This is a genomic window from Actinophytocola sp., from assembly GCF_049647105.1.
In the GTDB taxonomy this organism is placed as follows: domain Bacteria; phylum Actinomycetota; class Actinomycetes; order Mycobacteriales; family Pseudonocardiaceae; genus Actinophytocola.
Map to the genome: position 1 here is coordinate 1 of NZ_JBARWZ010000309.1, position 20,275 is coordinate 20,275.

The 20,275-nt window shown below is 70.3% G+C and carries 16 protein-coding genes; 9 read left to right on the forward strand and 7 right to left on the reverse strand.

Features of this window, described 5'->3' with window-relative positions; translation table 11 throughout:
* The first annotated feature begins 234 nt into the window (after positions 1–234).
* From WBA97_RS37600 to WBA97_RS37635, 8 genes are all read left to right on the forward strand, one after another.
* Positions 235–1,032, forward strand: coding sequence for an SGNH/GDSL hydrolase family protein (locus tag WBA97_RS37600; protein ID WP_424235801.1), 798 nt, complete (start codon positions 235–237; stop codon positions 1,030–1,032).
* A 180-nt stretch (positions 1,033–1,212) separates the two neighbouring features.
* Complete coding sequence (locus tag WBA97_RS37605; protein WP_424235802.1) at positions 1,213–2,817, forward strand: carboxyl transferase domain-containing protein; 1,605 nt, start codon at positions 1,213–1,215, stop codon at positions 2,815–2,817.
* An 8-nt stretch (positions 2,818–2,825) separates the two neighbouring features.
* Positions 2,826–4,787: a biotin carboxylase N-terminal domain-containing protein gene (locus WBA97_RS37610; protein ID WP_424235803.1), complete on the forward strand. Its 1,962-nt coding sequence runs from the start codon at positions 2,826–2,828 to the stop codon at positions 4,785–4,787.
* A complete protein-coding gene (locus WBA97_RS37615) occupies positions 4,787–5,941 on the forward strand; it encodes an acyl-CoA dehydrogenase family protein (RefSeq protein ID WP_424235804.1) in 1,155 nt (384 codons plus the stop codon). Before WBA97_RS37610 ends, WBA97_RS37615 begins: the two co-directional genes overlap by 1 nt.
* Positions 5,942–6,003: 62 nt before the next feature.
* A complete protein-coding gene (locus tag WBA97_RS37620; RefSeq protein WP_424235805.1) occupies positions 6,004–7,842 on the forward strand; it encodes a Xaa-Pro dipeptidyl-peptidase in 1,839 nt (612 codons plus the stop codon).
* Positions 7,839–8,642, forward strand: coding sequence for a hypothetical protein (locus WBA97_RS37625; protein ID WP_424235806.1), 804 nt, complete (start codon positions 7,839–7,841; stop codon positions 8,640–8,642). The genes WBA97_RS37620 and WBA97_RS37625 overlap by 4 nt, the downstream gene beginning before the upstream one ends.
* Positions 8,643–8,885: 243 nt before the next feature.
* Positions 8,886–10,253, forward strand: coding sequence for an FAD-binding oxidoreductase (locus WBA97_RS37630; protein WP_424235807.1), 1,368 nt, complete (start codon positions 8,886–8,888; stop codon positions 10,251–10,253).
* 14 nt (positions 10,254–10,267) lie between these two features.
* A complete protein-coding gene (locus WBA97_RS37635; protein WP_424235808.1) occupies positions 10,268–11,500 on the forward strand; it encodes a class I SAM-dependent methyltransferase in 1,233 nt (410 codons plus the stop codon).
* Positions 11,501–11,541: 41 nt separating this feature from the next.
* Here the strand turns inward: WBA97_RS37635 and WBA97_RS37640 are convergent, their stop codons facing one another.
* Positions 11,542–12,342: an SAM-dependent methyltransferase gene (locus WBA97_RS37640; protein ID WP_424235809.1), complete on the reverse strand. Its 801-nt coding sequence runs from the start codon at positions 12,340–12,342 to the stop codon at positions 11,542–11,544.
* Between the two features lie 49 nt (positions 12,343–12,391).
* On the opposite strand from WBA97_RS37640, the gene WBA97_RS37645 reads away from it, so the two are divergent.
* The gene (locus WBA97_RS37645) at positions 12,392–13,435 is read left to right on the forward strand and encodes an alpha/beta hydrolase (protein WP_424235810.1); all 1,044 of its coding nucleotides are present in this window, start codon (positions 12,392–12,394) and stop codon (positions 13,433–13,435) included.
* Positions 13,436–13,786: 351 nt separating this feature from the next.
* Here WBA97_RS37645 and WBA97_RS37650 read toward each other — a convergent pair whose 3' ends face one another.
* Genes WBA97_RS37650 through WBA97_RS37675 form a run of 6 tightly spaced genes read right to left on the reverse strand, consistent with a single transcriptional unit; the run spans position 13,787 to position 20,222 of the window.
* Complete coding sequence (locus WBA97_RS37650; RefSeq protein WP_424235811.1) at positions 13,787–14,956, reverse strand: lipid-transfer protein; 1,170 nt, start codon at positions 14,954–14,956, stop codon at positions 13,787–13,789.
* Complete coding sequence (locus WBA97_RS37655) at positions 14,957–15,349, reverse strand: MaoC family dehydratase (RefSeq protein WP_424235812.1); 393 nt, start codon at positions 15,347–15,349, stop codon at positions 14,957–14,959.
* Entirely contained in the window at positions 15,346–16,218 is an 873-nt protein-coding gene (locus WBA97_RS37660) for a bifunctional MaoC family dehydratase N-terminal/OB-fold nucleic acid binding domain-containing protein (protein WP_424235813.1), read from the reverse strand. Before WBA97_RS37660 ends, WBA97_RS37655 begins: the two co-directional genes overlap by 4 nt.
* The gene (locus tag WBA97_RS37665) at positions 16,215–17,363 is read right to left on the reverse strand and encodes an acyl-CoA dehydrogenase family protein (RefSeq protein WP_424235814.1); all 1,149 of its coding nucleotides are present in this window, start codon (positions 17,361–17,363) and stop codon (positions 16,215–16,217) included. Before WBA97_RS37665 ends, WBA97_RS37660 begins: the two co-directional genes overlap by 4 nt.
* A 1-nt stretch (position 17,364) precedes the next feature.
* On the reverse strand, positions 17,365–18,303 hold the full coding sequence (locus WBA97_RS37670) for an acyl-CoA dehydrogenase family protein (RefSeq protein ID WP_424235815.1): 939 nt from the start codon (positions 18,301–18,303) through the stop codon (positions 17,365–17,367).
* A complete protein-coding gene (locus WBA97_RS37675) occupies positions 18,303–20,222 on the reverse strand; it encodes an acyl-CoA dehydrogenase family protein (RefSeq protein WP_424235918.1) in 1,920 nt (639 codons plus the stop codon). The genes WBA97_RS37670 and WBA97_RS37675 overlap by 1 nt, the downstream gene beginning before the upstream one ends.
* Between the last annotated feature and the right edge of the window lie 53 nt (positions 20,223–20,275).

A 20,275-nucleotide genomic window follows, 5' to 3' on the forward strand; every position in this document is an offset into this window, starting at 1 on the left:
GTGGTCCGCCGCGGCAACGACGTGCTGTCGCGCGCCTGAACGACAAACTCGTAGGTCCCGAACCGTGGACTCGCGGGTCCTGAACCGTGGACTCGCGGGGTTTGGGGGGGTGTTGTTGCCAGTTGGGTGGGGGCTGTCTGGTAACCGTGAACTACTTACGAGGTGGTTCGGGGGGTGGTTACTTGCTGGTAGGGATGTGGATGTCGGGAATCCCTCCACCGGAGGTTAAACACCATGCGTCTCCGTTCCATTGTCATTTCTCTCTTCGCGGCCGTGGCCGCGACCGGCGTGGCGTTAGTCCCCGCGTCGGCTGATCCCGTTGCGGCGGCGGGTAAATACGTCGCACTCGGTGACTCGTACGCGTCCGGCACGGGCGCGGGCGACTACGGCGACAGCGGCAGCTGCAAGCGCAGTGCCAACGCCTACGCACAGTTGTGGGCGAACGCCAACGCCCCGTCCGCGTTCGACTTCGTCGCCTGCTCCGGCGCGGTCACCTCGGACGTCCTCGCCAACCAGGTCGGCGCCCTCACCGCGGACACCGCGCTCGTCACGATCTCCATCGGTGGCAACGACGCGGGCTTCGCGGACGTCATGGCGGACTGCAACCTCGGCTCGGACGACAGCTGTGTGGCGCGCAACCAGGAGGCGCAGGACTTCGCGCGCAGCACACTGCCTGGCCGGCTGGACAGCGTGTACACCGAGATCAGCAGCCGGGCGCCGAGCGCGCAGGTGGTCGTGCTCGGTTACCCGCACATCTACCAGCTTTCCGGCGACTGCAACGTCGGCCTGTCCGAGACCAAGCGCGCGGCCATCAACGGCTCGGCGGACGCGCTCGCCGAGGTCGTCTCCTCGCGTGCTGGCGCGTTCGGCTTCACCTTCGTGGACGGGCGCTCGGCGTTCTCGGGTCACGAGATCTGCTCGTCGGGCGACTGGTGGCTGCGCAGCATCACCCTGCCGATTGACGAGTCGTATCACCCGAATGCGGCCGGTCACAGCGGGGGCTACTACGCGGCGTTGTCCGCGGTCGCTTAGTCCGGTCATCCGCGGGCGGGGTCCGGTGTCGCGTGTTCGCCGGGCCCCGCCCGCATGTCCACGTACCGTGATCGAGAGCCACTCGAGTGGCACCGGGGCGGGCCGGGCGCCGAGTGGACGGGTGCGGCGGCCGTGGCTACCATCGCTCATGTTAACGATGACTAACGTGAGCGGAGTGAGATGGACGCGCCCGTGCTGGGGAGCGGAGCCGACCCGGGGGACCCCGCATACCAGCGGTACGTGAAGGACCACGCCGCGCTCGTCGACGACCTGCGTGCCCGTACCGCCACCGCCGCGCGCGGCGGCGGTGAGCGGGCCAGGCAGCGGCACCTCGACCGAGGCAAGCTTCTGCCGCGCGACCGCGTCGAGTCGCTGGTCGACCTCGGCTCGCCGTTCCTGGAACTGTCCCCGCTGGCCGCGACCGGCATGTACGACGACGAGGCGCCCGCGGCCGGCATCATCACCGGCGTCGGCCGGGTCTCCGGCCGCGAGTGCGTGATCGTCGCCAACGACGCAACGGTCAAGGGCGGCACCTACTACCCGGTCACCGTCAAGAAGCACCTACGCGCGCAGGAAGTCGCACTGCACAACAACCTGCCGTGCGTGTACCTGGTCGACTCCGGCGGTGCGTTCCTGCCCCGCCAGGACGAGGTGTTCCCGGACCGTGAGCACTTCGGTCGCATCTTCTTCAACCAGGCCAACATGTCCGCGCGTGGCATCCCGCAGATCGCCGCCGTGCTCGGCTCGTGCACCGCGGGTGGCGCGTACGTGCCCGCGATGAGCGACGAGGCCGTGATCGTCCGCAACCAGGGCACGATCTTCCTCGGCGGCCCGCCCCTGGTGAAGGCCGCGACCGGCGAGGTCGTCACGGCGGAGGAGCTTGGCGGCGGCGACGTCCACTCGCGACAGTCCGGCGTGACCGACCACCTCGCCGAGGACGACGGTCACGCGCTGCGGATCGTCCGGTCGATCGTGTCCACGCTCGGCCCGCGCGGCCCGCGCCCGTGGGAGGTCGAGCCGGTCGAGGAGCCCGCCGCCGACCCGGCAGAGCTGTACGGCGTCGTGCCGACCGACTCCCGCACCCCCTATGACGTGCGGGAGGTCATCGCACGGGTGGTCGACGGCAGCCGGTTCCGCGAGTTCAAGAAGGAGTACGGCACCACGCTCGTCACCGGGTTCGCCCGCATCCACGGGCACCCGGTCGGGATCATCGCGAACAACGGCGTGCTGTTCGGCGAGTCCGCGGTCAAGGGCGCGCACTTCATCGAGCTGTGCGACCAGCGGTCCGTCCCGTTGGTGTTCCTGCAGAACATCACCGGGTTCATGGTCGGCCGCGACTACGAGACCTCCGGCATCGCCAAGCACGGCGCGAAGATGGTGACCGCGGTGGCGTGTGCGCGGGTGCCGAAGTTCACCGTGATCATCGGCGGCTCGTTCGGTGCGGGCAACTACTCGATGTGCGGCAGGGCCTACGAGCCGAGGTTCCTGTGGATGTGGCCCAACGCGCGGATTTCCGTGATGGGCGGCGACCAGGCGGCGTCCGTGCTCGCGACTGTGCGGCGCGACCAGCTCGGCGACGACTGGTCCTCGGCGGACGAGGAAGCCTTCAAGGAGCCGATCCGCGCGCAGTACGAGGACCAGGGCCACCCGTACTACTCGACCGCGCGGCTGTGGGACGACGGCGTGATCGACCCGGCCGACACGCGGATGGTGCTCGGCCTTGGCCTGTCCGCCGCGGCGAACAAGTCGCTGGAACCGGTCCGCTACGGCGTCTTCAGGATGTGACTGCATTGATGTTCGGCACTGTGTTGGTCGCCAACCGGGGCGAGATCGCGATCCGGGTGTGCACCACGTTGTCCCGCATGGGAATCCGGTCGGTCGCGGTGTACACCGACGCCGACGCGGGCGCCAGGCACGTCGCTGAGGCGGACGAGGCCGTGCGGGTCGGCAGCTACCTGTCCATCGCGGACATCGTGGCCGCCGCCAGGGAGAGCGGTGCCGAGGCCGTGCACCCCGGTTACGGCTTCCTGGCGGAGAACGCGGCGTTCGCGCGTGCCTGCGCCGAGGCGGGAATCGTGTTCGTCGGTCCGCCGCCGGATGCGATCGAGGCCATGGGCGACAAGATCCGCGCGAAGCAGACCGTGAGCGCGGCCGGGGTTCCGGTCGTGCCGGGGCGGACCGAGCTGGGGATGACCGACGACGCCCTGATCGAGGCCGCCGCCGAGGTCGGCTACCCGGTGCTGGTCAAGCCGTCCGCCGGTGGCGGCGGCAAGGGCATGCGGCGGGTCGAGGCGCCCGCCGACCTGCCTGCCGCGCTGGAGTCCGCGCGCCGCGAGGCCCGTGGCTCGTTCGGTGACGACACGCTGCTCATCGAGCGTTTCGTCGCGAACCCGAGGCACATCGAGATCCAGGTGCTGGCCGACGGGCACGGCTCGGTGATCCATCTCGGCGAGCGCGAGTGCAGTCTGCAGCGGCGGCACCAGAAGATCATCGAGGAGGCGCCGTCGCCGTTGCTCGACGCCGAGGCCAGGGCGCGGATGGGTGCGTCCGCCGCGGCCGCGGCCCGCTCGGTCGGCTACACGGGCGCGGGGACCGTCGAGTTCATCGTGTCGACGGACCGGCCGGACGAGTTCTTCTTCATGGAGATGAACACCCGCCTGCAGGTCGAGCACCCGGTGACCGAGATGGTGACCGGGATCGACCTGGTGGCGCAGCAGCTCCGGGTCGCGGCCGGACTTCCCCTGGAGATCGGGCAGTCCGGGGTGGCGATGAACGGGCACGCGGTGGAGGCCCGCGTCTACGCGGAGGACCCCGCGCGCGGCTTCCTGCCGACCGGAGGTCGGGTGCTCGCGATCGCCGAGCCGTCCGGTGACCACGTGCGGGTAGATTCGGCGCTGCGCGAGGGAACCGTCGTCGGCTCGGACTACGACCCCATGCTGGCCAAGGTGATCGCATGGGGACCCGACCGGGAGTCCGCGCTGCGGCGGCTGTCCACCGCGCTCCGCGAGACGGCCGTGCTCGGTGTCGGCACTAACGTGGCGTTCCTGCGGGCTCTGCTGTCCGATGTGGACGTGGTGGCCGGGCGGCTCGACACCGGGCTGGTGGAACGCAAGCTGGACGCGCTGGTGGCGACCGACGTGCCTGCCGTGGTGTTCGCCGCGGCGGCGCTCGACGAGCTGATCGACCTGCAGCCCGCCGGTGCGGTGGTCGACCCGTGGGACCTGGTGGGCGGCTGGCGCCTCGGCGGGCCCGCGGCCATCCCGTTCAAGCTGGTCAGCGGCGACCGCACGGAGACCGTCCGCGTCACCGGCACACCCGCCGCCGCCTCCGTCGTGGTCGGCGACGATGCGCCCGTGCGTGCGTCCGCGCACCGGGAACGCGACCGGCTCACCGTGACCTTCGGCGGTCGCACCACGTCGTTCCGCCGTGCGCGGGACGGGGACACGCGATGGCTCGTGGCGGACGGCCGTACCTGGCCGGTCGACGAGCACTCGCTGCTGGAGAGCAACGCCGTGTCCGCCTCGGGTGGCGGGCCGGTGACCAGCCCGATGCCCGGCACCGTGCTGGTGGTCAAGGCCGCCGCCGGTGACGTCGTGGCGGCCGGGGCGCCGCTGGTCGTCGTCGAGGCGATGAAGATGGAGCACACCGTGACGGCACCGGTCGACGGTGTGGTCACCGAACTGCATGTCCGCGCAGGCCAACAGGTCGCGCTGAACCAACCCCTTGCCGTGGTGACCCCACAAGAGGAGCAGTAATGATCGACTTCCGGCTCACCGAAGAGCACGAGGCGCTGCGCAAGACCGTAGAGGAGTTCGCCCGCGAGGAGGTCGCGCCGGTCATCGGCGACCTGTACGAGAAGGCCGAGTTCCCGTACGAGATCGTGGCGAAGATGGGCCGCATGGGGCTGTTCGGCCTGCCGTTCTCCGAGGAGTACGGCGGCATGGGCGGCGACTTCCTCGCCGTGTGCGTCGCGCTGGAGGAGCTCGCCCGGGTCGACTCGTCGGTCGCGATCACCCTCGAGGCCGGGGTGTCGCTCGGTGCCATGCCGATCTACCGGTTCGGCACCGAGGAGCAGAAGCGGGAATGGCTGCCCAGGCTGTGTTCCGGTGAGATGCTTGGTGCCTTCGGGCTCACCGAGCCGGGCGGCGGCTCCGACGCGGGCGCGACGCTGACCACCGCCGTCGAGCGGGACGGCGACTGGGTGCTCAACGGCTCCAAGGCGTTCATCACCAACTCCGGCACGAAGATCACCGGGCTCGTCACCGCGACCGCCGTCACCGGCCAGACCTCCGACCGCCGCAAGGAGATCTCCGCGATCATCGTGCCGTCCGGCACGCCGGGCTTCTCGGTGTCCAAGAGCTACTCGAAGGTCGGCTGGAACTCCTCCGACACCCACGAGCTGTCGTTCGCGGACTGCCAGGTACCCCAGGAGAACCTGCTAGGGCAGCGTGGCAGGGGCTACGCCCAGTTCCTGTCCATTCTGGACGAAGGACGCATCGCCATCGCGGCGTTGTCCGTCGGCCTCGGCCAGGGTTGCGTCGACGAGTGCGTGCGGTACGCCCACGAGCGCAAGGCCTTCGGTCACGCGATCGGTGAGTACCAGGCGATCCAGTTCAAGATCGCGGACATGGAGGCACGCGTCCACACCGCGCGGCTCGCGTACTACGCGGCGGCGGCGAAGATGCTGCGCGGGGAGCCGTTCAAGAAGGAGGCGGCGATCGCGAAGCTCGTCAGCTCCAACGCGGCCATGGACAACGCGCGCGACGCGACGCAGATCTTCGGCGGGTACGGGTTCATGAACGAGTATCCGGTCGGCCGCTTCTACCGCGACGCGAAGATCCTCGAGATCGGCGAGGGCACCAGCGAGGTGCAGCGCATGCTGATCGCACGGGAGCTGGGTTTGCGCTGATCGCGGCGGTACGATGACAGCGCTTTCCGCCCTGCTGCGCCTGTTCGTCGTACGGAGGCTTGATGCGCACGTCCCGTCGGCTCGCCCTGCTCGTGCTCACGGCGGCGCTGCCGCTCGCCGTGGTCACCCCGGCGGTGGCTGCTCCCGATCCTGGTTCGCACCGCCCGACACCGCCCCCCTGGCTGAAGGTCGAGAACGGGGTCAGCGTGCCCCAGTTCGACCTCGCGAACGCGGTGGAGGAAACGCTGTTCGTGCAGACCGAGGTCGACAGCGACCTCGACGGTGTGCGCGACCGGGTGCGCGTCCGGCTCTCGCGACCGGGGGAGACGGAGACGCAGGGCATCAAGGTGCCGGTGGTCTTCGAGCACAGCCCGTACCGCTACAACACCGGCGGCGGCGTGAACCACAACGTGGACTTCTCCGTGCTGCCACAGGAAGGCTTACAGCCGACCGAGGGGGCCGGTGGCACCGCGGTCGCGCCGCGGCCGGATCTGCCCGGCTCACTGGACAACTACTGGGTGCCGCGCGGGTACGCGGTCGTGCTGGGTGAGTCGATCGGCACCGGCTTCTCGGACGGATGTCCCACGGTCGGTGACATGAAGGAGACGCTCGGCACGAAGGCCGTCATCGACTGGCTGAACGGCCGGGCGAAGGCGTACACCGAGGCGGGCGAACCCGTCGAGGCGGACTGGACCACCGGCGACGTCGGCATGACCGGCACGTCCTACAACGGGACGCTCCCCAACCAGGTGGCCACGACCGGTGTCGAGGGACTGCGCACGATCGTCCCGGTGTCGGCGATCGCGAGCTGGTACGACTACTACCGGGCGAACGGCCTGGTCCGCGCGCCGCACTCGAACGCCTCCGGGCAGGGCGAGAACGCCTACCAGGGCGAGGACCTTGACGTGCTGGGGTACTACGTCGAGGGGCCAGGGCGCGTCGAGAAGTGCGCGCACATCACCGACGCGTTGCTGCAGTACGCCGATCGGACGACCGGTGACTACAACGCGTACTGGCACGAGCGGGACTACCTGCACCGCGCCCGCGGCATCAAGGCGAGCGTGTTCGTGGTGCACGGGCTCGAGGACTACAACGTCATGCCGACCGCGTACTCGTCGTGGTGGTCGCAGCTGGAGCGGTACGACGTGCCGCGCAAGATCTGGCTGCACAAGGGCGGCCACGGCGGTCCCGGCGGCGCGTCCGACTATCAGCGAACCCTCAACCGGTGGATGGACTACTGGCTGTTCGGGGTGCGCAACGGGATCATGGCCGAGCCGCGCGCCGACGTGCAGCGGCCGGACGGCACCTACGAGAAGTACGCGGACTGGCCTGCGCCGGGTGCGCGGAACACGACGCTGCGCCTGTCGTCGCCGTCGGCGACCGAGCCGGGTGCGCTCGGCCGCTCCGGTGGCGGTCCCCGCCAGTCGTTCGTCGACTCCGGTCGCACACTGGACACGGATGTCTCGCTGCTGCCGGACCCGGACACGGCCAACCCGAACCGGCTCGTGTACCTGTCCGCGCCGCTGGCTCGTGACACCCACCTGAGTGGCACCCCATCGGTGTCGCTGCGCGCGTCCGTCGACAACCGGTACGCGGCGAACCTGACGGCGGTGCTGGTCGACTACGGCCCCGACGGCCAGACGATGGTGACGCGCGGGTGGACGGATGTGCAGAACCGCATGGACATCGACCGGAGCACGCCGGTCGAGCAGGGCAAGGAGTACACGTTCGACTGGCCGCTCGAGTCGGACGACTACGTGTTCCCGGCCGGTCACCGCATCGGGCTGGTGATCGTCTCGACGGACATGAACTTCACGCTGCGGCCGCTGCCGGGCACGCGGCTGACGGTGAACCCGGGCAAGAGTGCTGTCACGCTACCGATCGTGGGAGGCAGGCTGTGAGGCGTTTGCTGGTCGTACTGTGTTCATTGGCGCTGGTGACGGGCCTGGCCCCGGTCGCGGTCGCCGCACCGTCCTGTACGTCCACATTGGACTGTTCGGCCGCGGAGATCGACGGCATGTCGATGGCCGAGCGGCTGGAGTTCGTGCGGGACATGCAGTCCGGCCCGGCGGTGGCGCTTGGCGCGACGGACCGGTGGCGCAACATCGAGGGCGTGATCACGTTCTTCCGTGACCGTGGCCTCGGCGCGCCGGGCACCTGGGTGTCCTATGTGGACGCGGGCATCGTGGAGGGCATCCAGCGGGGCATCGCGATCGCGCTGGGCTGGTCAACGGACACCGGTGGCAACCCGGGCTCCGCGAAGTGGGCGAGCTACCTGACCAGGCTGTCGACGGGCCAGCTCACGTCGAGGGCCGCACACGACCGCGCGTGGAGCGAGGCGGAGCAGGCGTCGACCGAGTACGGCAACACGATGGCCGAGGCCAACGGCGTCCCCGCGACGGCGGTGGAGTGGCGGTTCTACCAGTTCTCGGAGATGTACCGGTGGGCGCTGCGGAACCGCCCGTTCGCGCTGGATCTGCTGGTGATCTACGGCCCGCTGATCAGCCCAGGGCTGGTGAAGGCGCGGGTGCCGTTCTACGACTGGTTCACCGACGTCAGCGAGGCGGCGCCGTCGACCAAGGGCTGCGAGATGGCGTACGGGTTCGCGGAGCTGCACCCGATCACGGGGGTGTTCGGGATCGCGGGCCTGTTCCTCGCGTACATGAAGGAACTGTTCGAGGAGTACCAGGCCCAGACGTGAGGCGGGGTGGCCGCCGGCCCCCTCGAACCACGCTACCGGCGGCCACCGACAGAACCGCCGGACGAAGCCCGGGTTGTCCACAGGCCGTCGCCCCTGTGGACAACCCGGGCTTCGCCGCGTGGCGAGGTCACCACCGTCGTTTCGGGAGCTTGTGGAGGGACTGTCCGGTTCCGGTGGCCGGTGTGATCAAGGGCTGGGAAAGCTATCCGGTCGAGGACGCCGATCAGGGCTAGCATCAGAAGTGTGACCCGCTCACCTGCACGGATCTCCCACGAGCAAGCGGTGGACGCCCTTCGCGCGCAGCTTCTCGCGCGGCCGGACGGGGCGCCGATCCGGTTGGCGAAACCCACGTCGAACCTCTTCCGGTTCCGGGAGCCGCCCGGCCGAGAAGCACTCGACGTCAGCGCCTTCTCCGGCGTCATCGAGGTCACCGGCACGACCGCGGACGTCGGCGGCATGACCACCTACGAGGACCTGGTCGACGCCACCCTCCCGCACGGCCTGATGCCGCACGTCGTGCCGCAGCTCAAGACGATCACGCTCGGCGGCGCGGTCGCCGGCCTGGGGATCGAGTCGACGTCCTTCCGCAACGGGATGCCGCACGAGTCCGTGCTGGAGATGGACATCCTCACGCCAGACGGGGACGTCGTCACCGCCACCCCGGACAACGAGCACGCCGACCTCTTCCGCGGCTTCCCCAACTCCTACGGCACGCTCGGTTACGCACTGCGGTTGCGGATCGAGCTCGAGCAGGTCAAGCCGTACGTCCGGCTGCGGCACGTGCGGTTCACCGACGCCGCCGACTGCGCCGGGGCCATCGAGGAGATCTGCGCGGGCGGGACCTACCGGGGTGACCGCGTCGACTTCCTCGACGGCGTCATGTTCGGCAGCACCGAGCTGTACCTGACGCTCGGCAGCTACGCCGACACCGCGCCGTCGCTGTCCGACTACACCGGGCAGCGCATCTTCTACAAGTCCATCCGTGACCGCGTCACCGACCACCTCACGATCCGCGACTACCTGTGGCGCTGGGACACCGACTGGTTCTGGTGCTCCCAGGCCCTCGGCGCGCAGCACCCGCTGGTCCGCCGCCTGTGGCCACGCCGCTACCTGCGGTCCGACGTGTACCGCAGGATTGTCGCGCTCGACCGGCGGCACGACCTCTCCGGACGGGTCTACAGGCTGCTCGGCCATCCCGCCCGCGAACCCGTGATCCAGGACGTCGAGATCCCCGTCGAGCGGATCGCCGACTTCCTCCGGTTCTTCGCCGACGAGATCCGCATCAGCCCCGTCTGGCTGTGCCCGCTGAAGCTGCGTGAGCAGACCGGATGGCCGCTGTACCCGATGAAACCCGGCCGCCTGTACGTGAACGCCGGGTTCTGGGCGACCGTCCCGTTGGGACCGGGCGAGCGGGACGGCACCTACAACCGGCTCATCGAGAACAAGGTCACCGAGCTGGGCGGGCACAAGTCGCTGTACTCGACTTCGTACTTCGATGAGGATGAGTTCTGGGAGGCGTACGACGGGGAGACATACCGGCAGCTCAAGGGCGCGTACGACCCGAACGGCCGGCTCCCGGATCTGTACTCGAAGGTCGTGCGGAACAAGTGAAGGGGAGGAGCGACATGCGGCTGGCGGAGATCATCGAGCGTGCCCTGGGGCGGGACGCTCCGTTGGAGGTCACCGGTTACGACGGAAGCCGGGCCGGGGACCGGGACTCGCCGGTGCGGATCGAGATCAAATCACCGATCGCGTTGTCCCACATCGCGTCCGCGCCCGGTGAGCTGGGGTTCGCGAGGGCGTACGTGAGCGGCAGCCTCGACATCCACGGCGACATGTACACGGCGCTGCGGAGCATCGCCGTGACCACGCTGGACGCGATCCCGGTGAAGACCAGGGCCGAGATGGCGCTGCGGCTCGGCTGGTCGCGGCTGTGGTGGCCGGTGCCGCACCCGGCAGGCGAGGCGCCGAGGCTGCACGGAAGGCGCCACTCCAAGCGCCGCGACCAGGAAGCCATCGCGCACCACTACGACGTGTCCAACCGTTTCTACGAGTGGGTGCTCGGCCCGTCGATGGCGTACACGTGCGCCGTCTACCCGGACGCCGACGCCACCCTCGAGGAGGCGCAGTGGACCAAGCACGACCTGGTCGCGCGCAAGCTCGGTCTGGCGGAAGGCATGCGGCTGCTGGATGTCGGCTGCGGCTGGGGTGGCATGGTCATGCACGCCGCCAAGCACTACGGCGTGCGTGCGCTGGGTGTCACCCTGTCGCGCAAGCAGGCGGAATGGGGCCAGAAGAAGATCGCAGAGGCCGGGCTGACCGACCTCGCCGAGATCCGGCACCTGGACTACCGCGACGTGGCGGAGTCGGGGTTCGACGCGGTCAGCTCCATCGGCCTGACCGAGCACATCGGTGAGGCGGCGCTGCCCGCGTACGTGCGGTCGCTGCACGACAAGCTGCGTCCGGGCGGCAGGCTGCTGAACCACTGCATCACCCGCCCCGACAACACGCAGGGCGCGCGGGTCAAGGGGTTCTTCGACCGCTACGTGTTCCCCGACGGCGAACTGCTCGGCCCCGGCCACATCATCTCGGCGATCCACGACAACGGGTTCGAGGTCCGCCACGAGGAGAACCTGCGTGAGCACTACGCGAAGACGCTGACAGCGTGGTGCGCGAACCTCGACGAGCACTGGGACGAGGCGGTACGCGAGGTCGGCGAGGAGCGGGCGCGGGTGTGGCGGCTGTACATGGCCGGCTCGCGGCTGGGCTTCGACGACAACAACATCCAGCTGCACCAGGTGCTCGCGGTGAAGCTGGACGGCGTGAAGTCGCACATGCCGCTGCGCCCCGAGTGGTGACCTGACGGTGAGCGGTCCGTCCGGCTGCCCGGACGGACCGCTCAGGCCTTCCGGGCCACGCCCGCGAAGACCAGCGAGGCCTCCGGGTGCTCGCCGACGTCCTCCGGCGACTCCGGTCGCCACTCCGGCGTCCACACCAGGCCGGGCTCGACGAACTCCAGCCCCTCGAAGAAACGCGTGATGTCCTCCGGTGTCCTGCGCACCCCGGGGCTGCTCGACTCCTGGTACAGGCGGTCCACCTCGTCGCGCCCCTCCAGCGACGGGTTCTCCACGCCGTGCGACAGCACGAGGAAGCTCCCCGGCGCCATGGCGGACACGTACTGCGCGACGGCGTCGTGGGGCGTCGACGAGTCGGGGATGAAGTGCAGCACGGCCACCATCAGCACGGCCACGGGCTGCGAGTAGTCGATCAGCGGGGAGGTCAGCACCGGCCCGGGGTCGGTCAGGTCGCCGTGCATGACCATCGCGTTCGGGTTGTCCCGCAGCAGCAGCTCACTGTGCGTCACCGCGACGGGCTCGTTGTCCACGTACAGCACCCGTGCATCGGGGTCGACGGCCTGTGCGATCTCGTGCACGTTCCCCGCGGTCGGGATGCCCGACCCGACGTCGATGAACTGCTTGATGCCCGACTGGGTGCAGAACCGCACCGCCCGCCGCAGGAACGCGCGGTTCAGCCGGGCCGCGGGCCGCGCGAGCGGCATCACCTCGAGCAGCTTCTCGGCGAACACCCGATCCTGTTCGAAGTTCGCGGCGCCGCCAAGCAGATAGTCGTAGATCCGCGCGGCGTTGGGGCGGTCAAGGTCGATCGACTCCGGGGCCCAACTCGGGCGGTCGCCTGTCATGCACTCGATGCTATGCGACAACCGCGGCGGTACGAGGCAGTATGACGTCATGATCTCGCTGTCCGCCGCCTCGAACAACGTCATGGACATGGTGCTGCGCGGGGGTATCGCCGACCTGCGCCCGATGCCCCGCGTGCTCATCGACAAGGGCCCGAACCGCTCGGTCTACCGCTTCGTGGCCAACGACCGCGAGCAGTCCGGCGAGCCGGTGCTGCTGGTGCCGCCGCTCGCCGTGCCCGCGTTCTGCTTCGACCTTCGCCGCGGGTGCAGCCTCGCGGAGCACCTCGTCGAGGCGGGCAGGCGGACCTACCTCGTCGACTACGGCACGGTGCGGTTCTCCGACCGGGGGCTCGGGCTCGAGCACTGGATCAACGAGGTGCTGCCGCGCACCGTCCGCGCGGTGAGCAAGGACGCGGGCGGCGCGCCGGTGCACGTGGTCGCGTGGTGCCTTGGCGGCATCCTGTCGCTGCTGACCCACGCCGACCAGCCGGACCTGCCGATCGCGTCGATCGCGACGGTCGCCGCACCGATCGACATGACCGCGATCCCGCTGGTGGCACCGATCAAACCGCTCGTGGACGTGACGAACGGCTGGATACTGACACCGGTGTACCGCGTGCTGGGCGGCGCGCCGAGGGCACTGGTGAAGCGCGTGTTCCAGCTGTCGGCGATCGACAAGGTCGTCACCAAGCCGTACGCGATTCTGTCCCATTTGGACGATCGGGACTTCCTGGCACAGATCGAGGCCGTCGATCGTTTCACCGACAACATGGTCGCCTACCCCGGTCGCACGTTCGGCCAGATGTACCACCGGTTCTTCCGCTCCAACGACCTGTCGAACGGCGAGGTCGACTTCGGCCGCAGGCGCATCTCGCTGCACGAGGTGAAGGCGCCGGTGCTCGTGGTGGCGGGGGAGGGCGACAGCATCGCGCCGGAGCGGGCCGTGCGCAGACTCGTCGAGGTGCTGGACAACGCGGCGGAGGTGCGGTTCGAGACCGCGCCGGGCGGACACCTCGGCGTACTGGCGGGTCGCCGCGCACGCAGCACGACGTGGGCACACCTGGACGGCTTCCTGGACGCGCAGCTGACCTAGCCCTGTGGACAACCCGCCCCGCGACGGCTGGGAATGTCGGTGGTCGCGGCTAGGCTGGGAATCGGGGGGCCGGAGGCCGTTCCCGGCACGGGCGTCCTCGCCGTTTTGCCTCCGGCGGTTCCTTGCCGGAGGGGCAGGTCTCTGGGATGGCAGGGATCCCCTTGGTGGCGGGCTTGCGCCCTCGGGACGCGATGTCCCGAAAGCGCCTGATCAGTTCTGGGACGTCACGCGCGGCGCTTTGCCAGTCGAAGGTGAGTAGCAGCGTCTCCTCGAACGGCTGTCCCTTCGCGGTTGCGCGGCAGCACGCGGTCCCTGTGCCCGAGCCGGTCGGCGGACAGTTCGACTGTCTGGTCAGGTTCCGGTCAGGATCAGTGCGCTCGTCGGGACGCCGGTGCCCGCGGTGACCAGCACGTTCTCCACGGATCGGAGTTGGTTCGCGGCCGTGCCGCGGAGCTGACGGACGCCTTCCGCGATGCCGTTCATGCCGTGGATGTACGCCTCGCCGAGTTGGCCGCCGTGCGGGTTGGTCGGGAGGCGGCCGTCAAGTTCCAGGGCGCCGTCCGCGATGAAGTGGCGGGCCTCGCCGCGTGGGCAGAAGCCCAGCTCCTCCAGTTGGACCAGGACGAACGGGGTGAAGTGGTCGTACAGCACCGCCACCGACATGTCGTCGGGGCGAAGGCCGCTCTGCCGCCACAGCTGTCGCGCCACGACGCCCATCTCCGGCAGGCCGGTCAGGTCGTCGCGGTAGTAGCTGTTCATCGTGAACTGGTCGGTGCCCGAGCCCTGCGCGGCCGCCACGATCCGTGCCGCCGGGTTGGGGAGGTCGGCGGCCCTGGCCAGGGACGTCACCACCAGCGCCACCGCGCCGTCGCTCTCCTGGCAGCAGTCCAGTAGTCGCAACGGTTCCGCGATCCACCGCGACGACTGGTGGTCCTCGATGGTGATCGGGCGGTTGTGGAACCACGCCTTGGGGTTCGTCGCCGCGTGGCGGCGGTCCGCGACCGCGACGCGGCCGAAGTCCTCGCTCGTCGCGCCGTAGGTGTGCATGTAGCGTCGCGCGAACATCGCCACCGACGCCGCCGGGGTGCCGAGGCCCATCGGGTAGTGCCAGCTGTTGTCGAGGCCGCTCGACGTGGGGGCGGCCGCCGCGGCGGTCTGGACCCGGCCGAAGCGGCTGCCCGACCGTTCATTGAACGCGCGGTAGCACACCACCACCGACGCCATGCCGGTCGCGACCGCCATCGCCGCCTGCTGCACCGTGGCGCACGCGGCGCCGCCGCCGTAGCCGACGCGGGAGAAGAACGACAGCGACGGGATGCCCAGCTCGCGGGCGACCGCGACCTCGGAGTTGGCGTCCATGGTGAACGTCGTCAGTCCGTCCACATCGGACGGTCGTAGTCCGGCGTCGGCCAACGCTTCCTTCACCGCCTCCGCCGCGAGTCGCAGTTCGCTGCGGCCCGAGTCCTTCGAGAACTCGGTCGCCCCGATGCCCACGATCGCGGTGTCCACGAGCCCGTCCATCTACGGCACCTCGATCCGCACGGTGCCGGTCACGTGGTCGCCGAGGCTGTTGCGGCCCGCCACCGCCACGACGTACTCGTCGCCATCGTGCTCGGTGACCCGGCCGGTGAACGTCAGCGTCTCGTAGGCGTAGCACGGCACCCCGAGCCGGATCGCGATCTTCTTCACCCGCACGGAAGGGCCCGCCCAGTCGGTCACGAACCGTTGTACCAGCCCGGTGTCGGTGAGGATGTTGAGGAAGATGTCCTTGGAGCCCCGTTTCACCGCGAGGTCGCGGTCGTGGTGCACGTCCTGGAAGTCACGCGTGGCGAGCGCCGTGCTCACCACGAACGTCGGCGTCACGTCGATCGACAGGGGGGGAAGCGTATCGCCGACACGGAATGACGTCGTCATCGGCGCCGCCACACGGGCATCGTCAGCTCGTCGTCGACCTCGACGAAGCCCACCCGCACCGGGAGTCCGATGTGGACCTCGTCGGGTGGCACGTCCAGTTCGGCCATCAACCGCACGCCTTCCGCCAGTTCCACGAGCGCGACCACGAACGGCAGGGTGCGCCCTGGCACCGGCGGGTGGTGGTGCACGACGTAGCTGTACACCTCGCCGAGTCCGCTCGCGGCTGTCCATCCGGGCTTGGTCTCGTTGCAGGACGGGCACATCGGGCCGGGTGGGTGCCGCAGCTCGCCGCAACCGCCGCACTGCTGGATGCGCAGCTCACCCAGGGTCGTGCCCTCCCAGAAGAACGCCGTGTCCCGGTTGACCAGCGGGCGGATCACCGGTGCCACCGGCGGCTTCGCCGGTGCGGGCCGGAACTTGAGCACCCGGAACATCATCTCCGCGACCGGCTCGTCGCCGACGTACCAGGTGCTGAGGGTGGTCACGAACCAGCCCTCGCCGAGTGCCGTCCTCTTCGGGCCGACCACGCTCTCCAGCCGGGACGTGATCGCGACTTCCTCGCCGTAGCCCAGATAGCGGTGGTAGGTCTGCTCGCAGTCGGTCGCCACGATCGACGAGTAGCCCGCGTCGTCGAGCACGGCCAGCATGGCGCCCAGCGGGTCGTCGTCCTGCCGCCTGCCGTGCAGGCCACCCATCGTCCACACCTGCGCCATCGCGGGCGGCGCGACCTCGGTGTATGCCGGACTGTGGTCGCCGAGCGCCTCCAGCCAGTTGCGGACCATCGGCAGGTTGACCGGGTCGCGGCCCGGCCGCCGCGCGGACTCGCCCCAGGCCAGCACCTTGTCGGCGGCGTCCTCGATCCCGGTCATCGCGGCACCCTCGGCAGTCCCAGCCCGGCCGTCGCGATGAGTTCGCGTTGTACCTCGTTCACGCCGCCGCCGAACGTCAGCACCAGGTTGCGTTTCGCCTGCAGGTCCAGCCATCGCAGCAGCCGTCCCGTCTCCGGGTCGGCCGGGTCGCCGTGTACGCCGACCACCTCCTCCAGCTCGCGCCCCAGCCACTGGATGCGGTCCGACGTGAACACCTTCGTCGCCGACGCGTCCGCGATCGACACGTTCGCGCCCGACGCCGCGACCTGCCAGTTCAGCAACTCGTTGACCCGCACGTGCGCGCGTGCCTTCGCGAGCGTGCGCCGCACGTCCGGCTCGTCGCACAGGTCGCGGGCGGCGGCCCAGTCCCTGACCCGCTCGTACAGTGCGGCGAGCCGCCCGGCCGGGCCGAGCATCACGCGTTCGTGGTTGAGCTGCGTCGTGATCAGCCGCCAGCCCGCGTTCTCCTCGCCAACCAGCATGTCCGCCGGTACCCGCACGTCGCTGTAGTACGTCGCGTTCACGTGGTGCGCGCCGTCACAGGTGATGATCGGTGTCCACGTGAAGCCAGGGTCGCTGGTGTCGACGATGAGGATCGAGATGCCCTTGTGGCGTGGGGCGTCCTGGTCGGTGCGGCACGCGAGCCAGATGTAGTCGGCGTCGTGCGCGCCGGTCGTGAAGATCTTCTGGCCGTTCACGACGTACCCAGAACCGTCGCGGACCGCCTTCGTGCTCAACGACGCCAGGTCGGTGCCCGCCGACGGTTCGGTGTAGCCGATCGCGAAGTGGACCTCGCCCGCGAGGATCCTCGGCAGGAAGAAGTCCTTCTGTGCGGCCGTTCCGTATGTCTGGAGCGTCGGGCCGACGGTCTGCAGCGTCACGTACGGCAGCGGCACGTCCGCGCGCGACGCCTCGTTGACGAAGATCTGCTGCTCGACCGGGCCGAACCCGTGGCCGCCGTACTCGGTCGGCCAGCCGACGCCCAGCCACCCGTCGCGGCCCATGCGGCGCACGAGTGCCCGGTAGGTCTCGCCGTGCCGGTCGGTGAGCATCGCCGCGTGTTCCTCTGTGGACAGTAGTTCGCGGAAGTACGCTCGCAGCTCGACCGCGAGTTCCAGCTGTGCCGGGGAAAGCTCGAGATCCATGTCAGACCGCCGCCAGCCGGTGTTCGACGCCGCCAAGCAGCCGGACCAGGTCCTTGGTGGCGGAGTAGTAACGGTGCATGGCGTAGCTCTCGTCGACGCCGAGGCCGCCGTGCAGGTGGTGGCAGGTGTGCAACGCGGGCATGGCCTCCTCGGTGAGCCAGTAGGCGGCGATGGCGAGATCGTCGTCGGGGTCGCGATGCTCCGCGAGCCGCCAGATCGCCGACCATGCGGCCAGGTGCAGCGTGCGGGACGCGACGTAGACGTCGGCGATCTGCTGCGCGACGGCCTGGAACGTGGCGAGTGGCTTGCCGAACTGCTCGCGGGTCCGGACGTGGTTCGCGGTCAGCGACAGCGCCCCCGCGAGGAGCCCGTCCCCGTACGCGCAGGCACCGGCGAGCGCGAAACGTCGCAGTTCCACGGTGTCGCACAGGCGGTCGCCCCGTGCCCGGTCGAGGACGACGGTGTGTGCCTGCGCGCCGCTCGCCGTGTACGTCGCGGTCAGCGTGACGTCCTCCGGCGCGACGAGGAACACCGTGTCACCGGCGGGCACCAGGATCGCGTGCGCGCGGGCGGCGTCCGGCACGCCGACCACGGTGCCGGACAACAGGTCCCCGTCCGCGGTCACCTCGCCGCGCAGCGCCGCGGTCAGGAACCGCTCACCCGCCGCCACCGGCGACAGCATGGCGCGCTGCCGTTCTGTTCCACAGTGGACGATCGGCAGCACCCCGAGCGCGAGCGTGCTCAGCGCCGGAAGTGGCGCGGCGGCCCGGCCCACCTCGGTCAGCACCAGCGCGGTCTCCAGCACGCCGAGCCCATCGCCGGACAGCAGACCGGCGTGCCCGAGTGCCTTCCACGCCGAGTCGGGATCCGGTTCGCGGGCCAGCACGTCCCTGGCGAGGTCCGCGACGGCCTGCTGGGTGTCGTCCAACTCGAAGTCCATCAGTGTGGCTCCCTTGGCAGACCGAGGATGCGTTCGCCGATGAGGTTGCGCAGCACCTGCGTGGTGCCGCCCGCGATGGACAGGCAGCGGGTGAGCAGGAACTCGTGCAGTGCGGGGTCGGTGGTGTCGTCGACGGCCGCGCCCGCCGCACCGAGCAGGTCGACGGCGACCTCTGCGACGTCCTGCCGGTGCCGCACCCCGACCAGCTTGCACACGCTCGACTCCGGCCCCGGGCCGTGCCCTTCCAGCTGTCGCAACGTCGCCCGCAGGTCCACAAGGGACACTGAAAGTCCCTCCGCCACCAGTGCGCCGACGCGCTCGCGGGCGTCGTCGGAAATGTCCAGCGCCAGCAACCGCTCCACGCCGTCGCCGAGCGCGGAGCCCGCGCCGAGCGCGACCCGCTCGGTGGCGAGCGTGGTGCGTGCGAGCCGCCAGCCGCCGTCGACCTCGCCGACCACGCAGTCGTCCGGCACGAACACGTCGTCGAGGAACACCTCGTTGAACCGGGCCTCGCCGGTGATCTCGCGCAGCGGCCGCAGTGTGATGCCCGGCGAGCGCATGTCGACCAGGAAGTAGGTGATGCCATGGTGTTTCGGCGCGTCCGGATCGGTGCGGGCGAGGCAGATGGCCCAGTCGGCCTCGACCGCCTGCGACGTCCACACCTTCTGCCCGGTCAGCACCCAGCCCCCGTCGGCGCGGGTGGCCTTCGTGCGCAGCGCGGCGAGGTCGGAGCCCGCGCCCGGCTCGGAGAACAGCTGGCACCAGGTCAGCTCACCACGCAACGTCGGGCCCGCGAAGCGTTTCTGCTGCTCCTCGGTGCCGTGCGCGAGGAGCGTCGGCACGGCCCACGCGCCGATAACCAGGTCCGGGCGGCGGATACCGGCCTTGGCCAGCTCGTCGTCGATCACCAGCTGCGCGCGTGGCGACGCGGCGAGACCGTGTGGCCGTGGCCAGTGCGGCGTGAGGTACCCGCTGTCGGCAAGGCGGACGCGTTGCTCCCCGGCGGACAGGCCGGCGAGCGAGTGTGCGAACTCCCGTGCCGCGGTGCGGGTTTCGGCATCTTCTGCGTCGACGGCGAGGCTGCGCCGCACCCCCGCGAGCGCACGCCCTGCCACCTCCCGGCGCCAGCGCGCGGTGCCGCCGAGCAGCTGCCGGTTGGCGATCGCGCGCCGCAGGTACAGGTGCGCGTCGTGTTCCCAGGTGAAGCCGATGCCGCCGAGGATCTGGACGCAGTCCTTCGCGTTGTCGACCGCCGCGTCGACCGCGAGCGCCGCGGCCGATGGCGCGGACAGTTCGCCGCCTCTTGCCGCGTCCCACGCGAGCGCCGCGGCCTGCTCGGCGCGGCACAACATCTCCGCGCACAGGTGCTTGACGGCCTGGAACGAGCCGATCGGCCTGCCGAACTGCTCCCGGACCTTCGCGTAGGCGACGGCGGTGTCCAGGCACCAGCGGGCGATCCCGGCGGCCTCGGCGGCGAACAGGGTGGCGGCGGTGTCGAGGACGTGCGTGGTCGTGAGGCCGGTCGCGGTGACCGGGGTGTCGTCGAGGGTGACCCGGCCGAGCGGCCGCGAGAAGTCGAGCGGGGCCAGCGGGGTCACCGGCCCGTTGGCGGTGAACCACGTGCCGCCCGCGCGGAACAGCACCGGCCGGGCGGCAGGGAGGACCGGGGACAGCGTGCCGGACGCGCGGCCGTCGGTGACCGTCACATCGCCCTCGTCCAGCGCGATTCCCGCGGGGGCGCCGACGAGCACGGTCGTGAGCACCGAGGGCAGGAGGGGGCCGGGCACCAGATGGCGGGCGGACTCCTCGACCGCGGCGGCCTGGTCGGTGAGCGTGCCGCCGTCGACGGTGATCGTCAGCAGTCCCAGGCCGGTCACGGCAGGCCAGTGGCGGGTCCACGCGGTCGGCTCGGTTTCCATGGCGCGCACCGTGGCGAGCGTGTCCGCGCCTTCTGCCATGTCCCGCACCGCGT

Coding starts and splice junctions, on each gene's coding strand:
- WBA97_RS37600 (WP_424235801.1), top strand. CDS start 235: ATGCGTCTCCGTTCCATTGTCATTTCTCTCTTCGCGGCCGTGGCCGCG.
- WBA97_RS37605 (WP_424235802.1), top strand. CDS start 1,213: ATGGACGCGCCCGTGCTGGGGAGCGGAGCCGACCCGGGGGACCCCGCA.
- WBA97_RS37610 (WP_424235803.1), top strand. CDS start 2,826: ATGTTCGGCACTGTGTTGGTCGCCAACCGGGGCGAGATCGCGATCCGG.
- WBA97_RS37615 (WP_424235804.1), top strand. CDS start 4,787: ATGATCGACTTCCGGCTCACCGAAGAGCACGAGGCGCTGCGCAAGACC.
- WBA97_RS37620 (WP_424235805.1), top strand. CDS start 6,004: ATGCGCACGTCCCGTCGGCTCGCCCTGCTCGTGCTCACGGCGGCGCTG.
- WBA97_RS37635 (WP_424235808.1), top strand. CDS start 10,268: ATGCGGCTGGCGGAGATCATCGAGCGTGCCCTGGGGCGGGACGCTCCG.
- WBA97_RS37640 (WP_424235809.1), bottom strand. CDS start 12,342: ATGACAGGCGACCGCCCGAGTTGGGCCCCGGAGTCGATCGACCTTGAC.
- WBA97_RS37645 (WP_424235810.1), top strand. CDS start 12,392: ATGATCTCGCTGTCCGCCGCCTCGAACAACGTCATGGACATGGTGCTG.
- WBA97_RS37650 (WP_424235811.1), bottom strand. CDS start 14,956: ATGGACGGGCTCGTGGACACCGCGATCGTGGGCATCGGGGCGACCGAG.
- WBA97_RS37655 (WP_424235812.1), bottom strand. CDS start 15,349: ATGACGACGTCATTCCGTGTCGGCGATACGCTTCCCCCCCTGTCGATC.
- WBA97_RS37660 (WP_424235813.1), bottom strand. CDS start 16,218: ATGACCGGGATCGAGGACGCCGCCGACAAGGTGCTGGCCTGGGGCGAG.
- WBA97_RS37665 (WP_424235814.1), bottom strand. CDS start 17,363: ATGGATCTCGAGCTTTCCCCGGCACAGCTGGAACTCGCGGTCGAGCTG.
- WBA97_RS37670 (WP_424235815.1), bottom strand. CDS start 18,303: ATGGACTTCGAGTTGGACGACACCCAGCAGGCCGTCGCGGACCTCGCC.
- WBA97_RS37675 (WP_424235918.1), bottom strand. CDS start 20,222: ATGGAAACCGAGCCGACCGCGTGGACCCGCCACTGGCCTGCCGTGACC.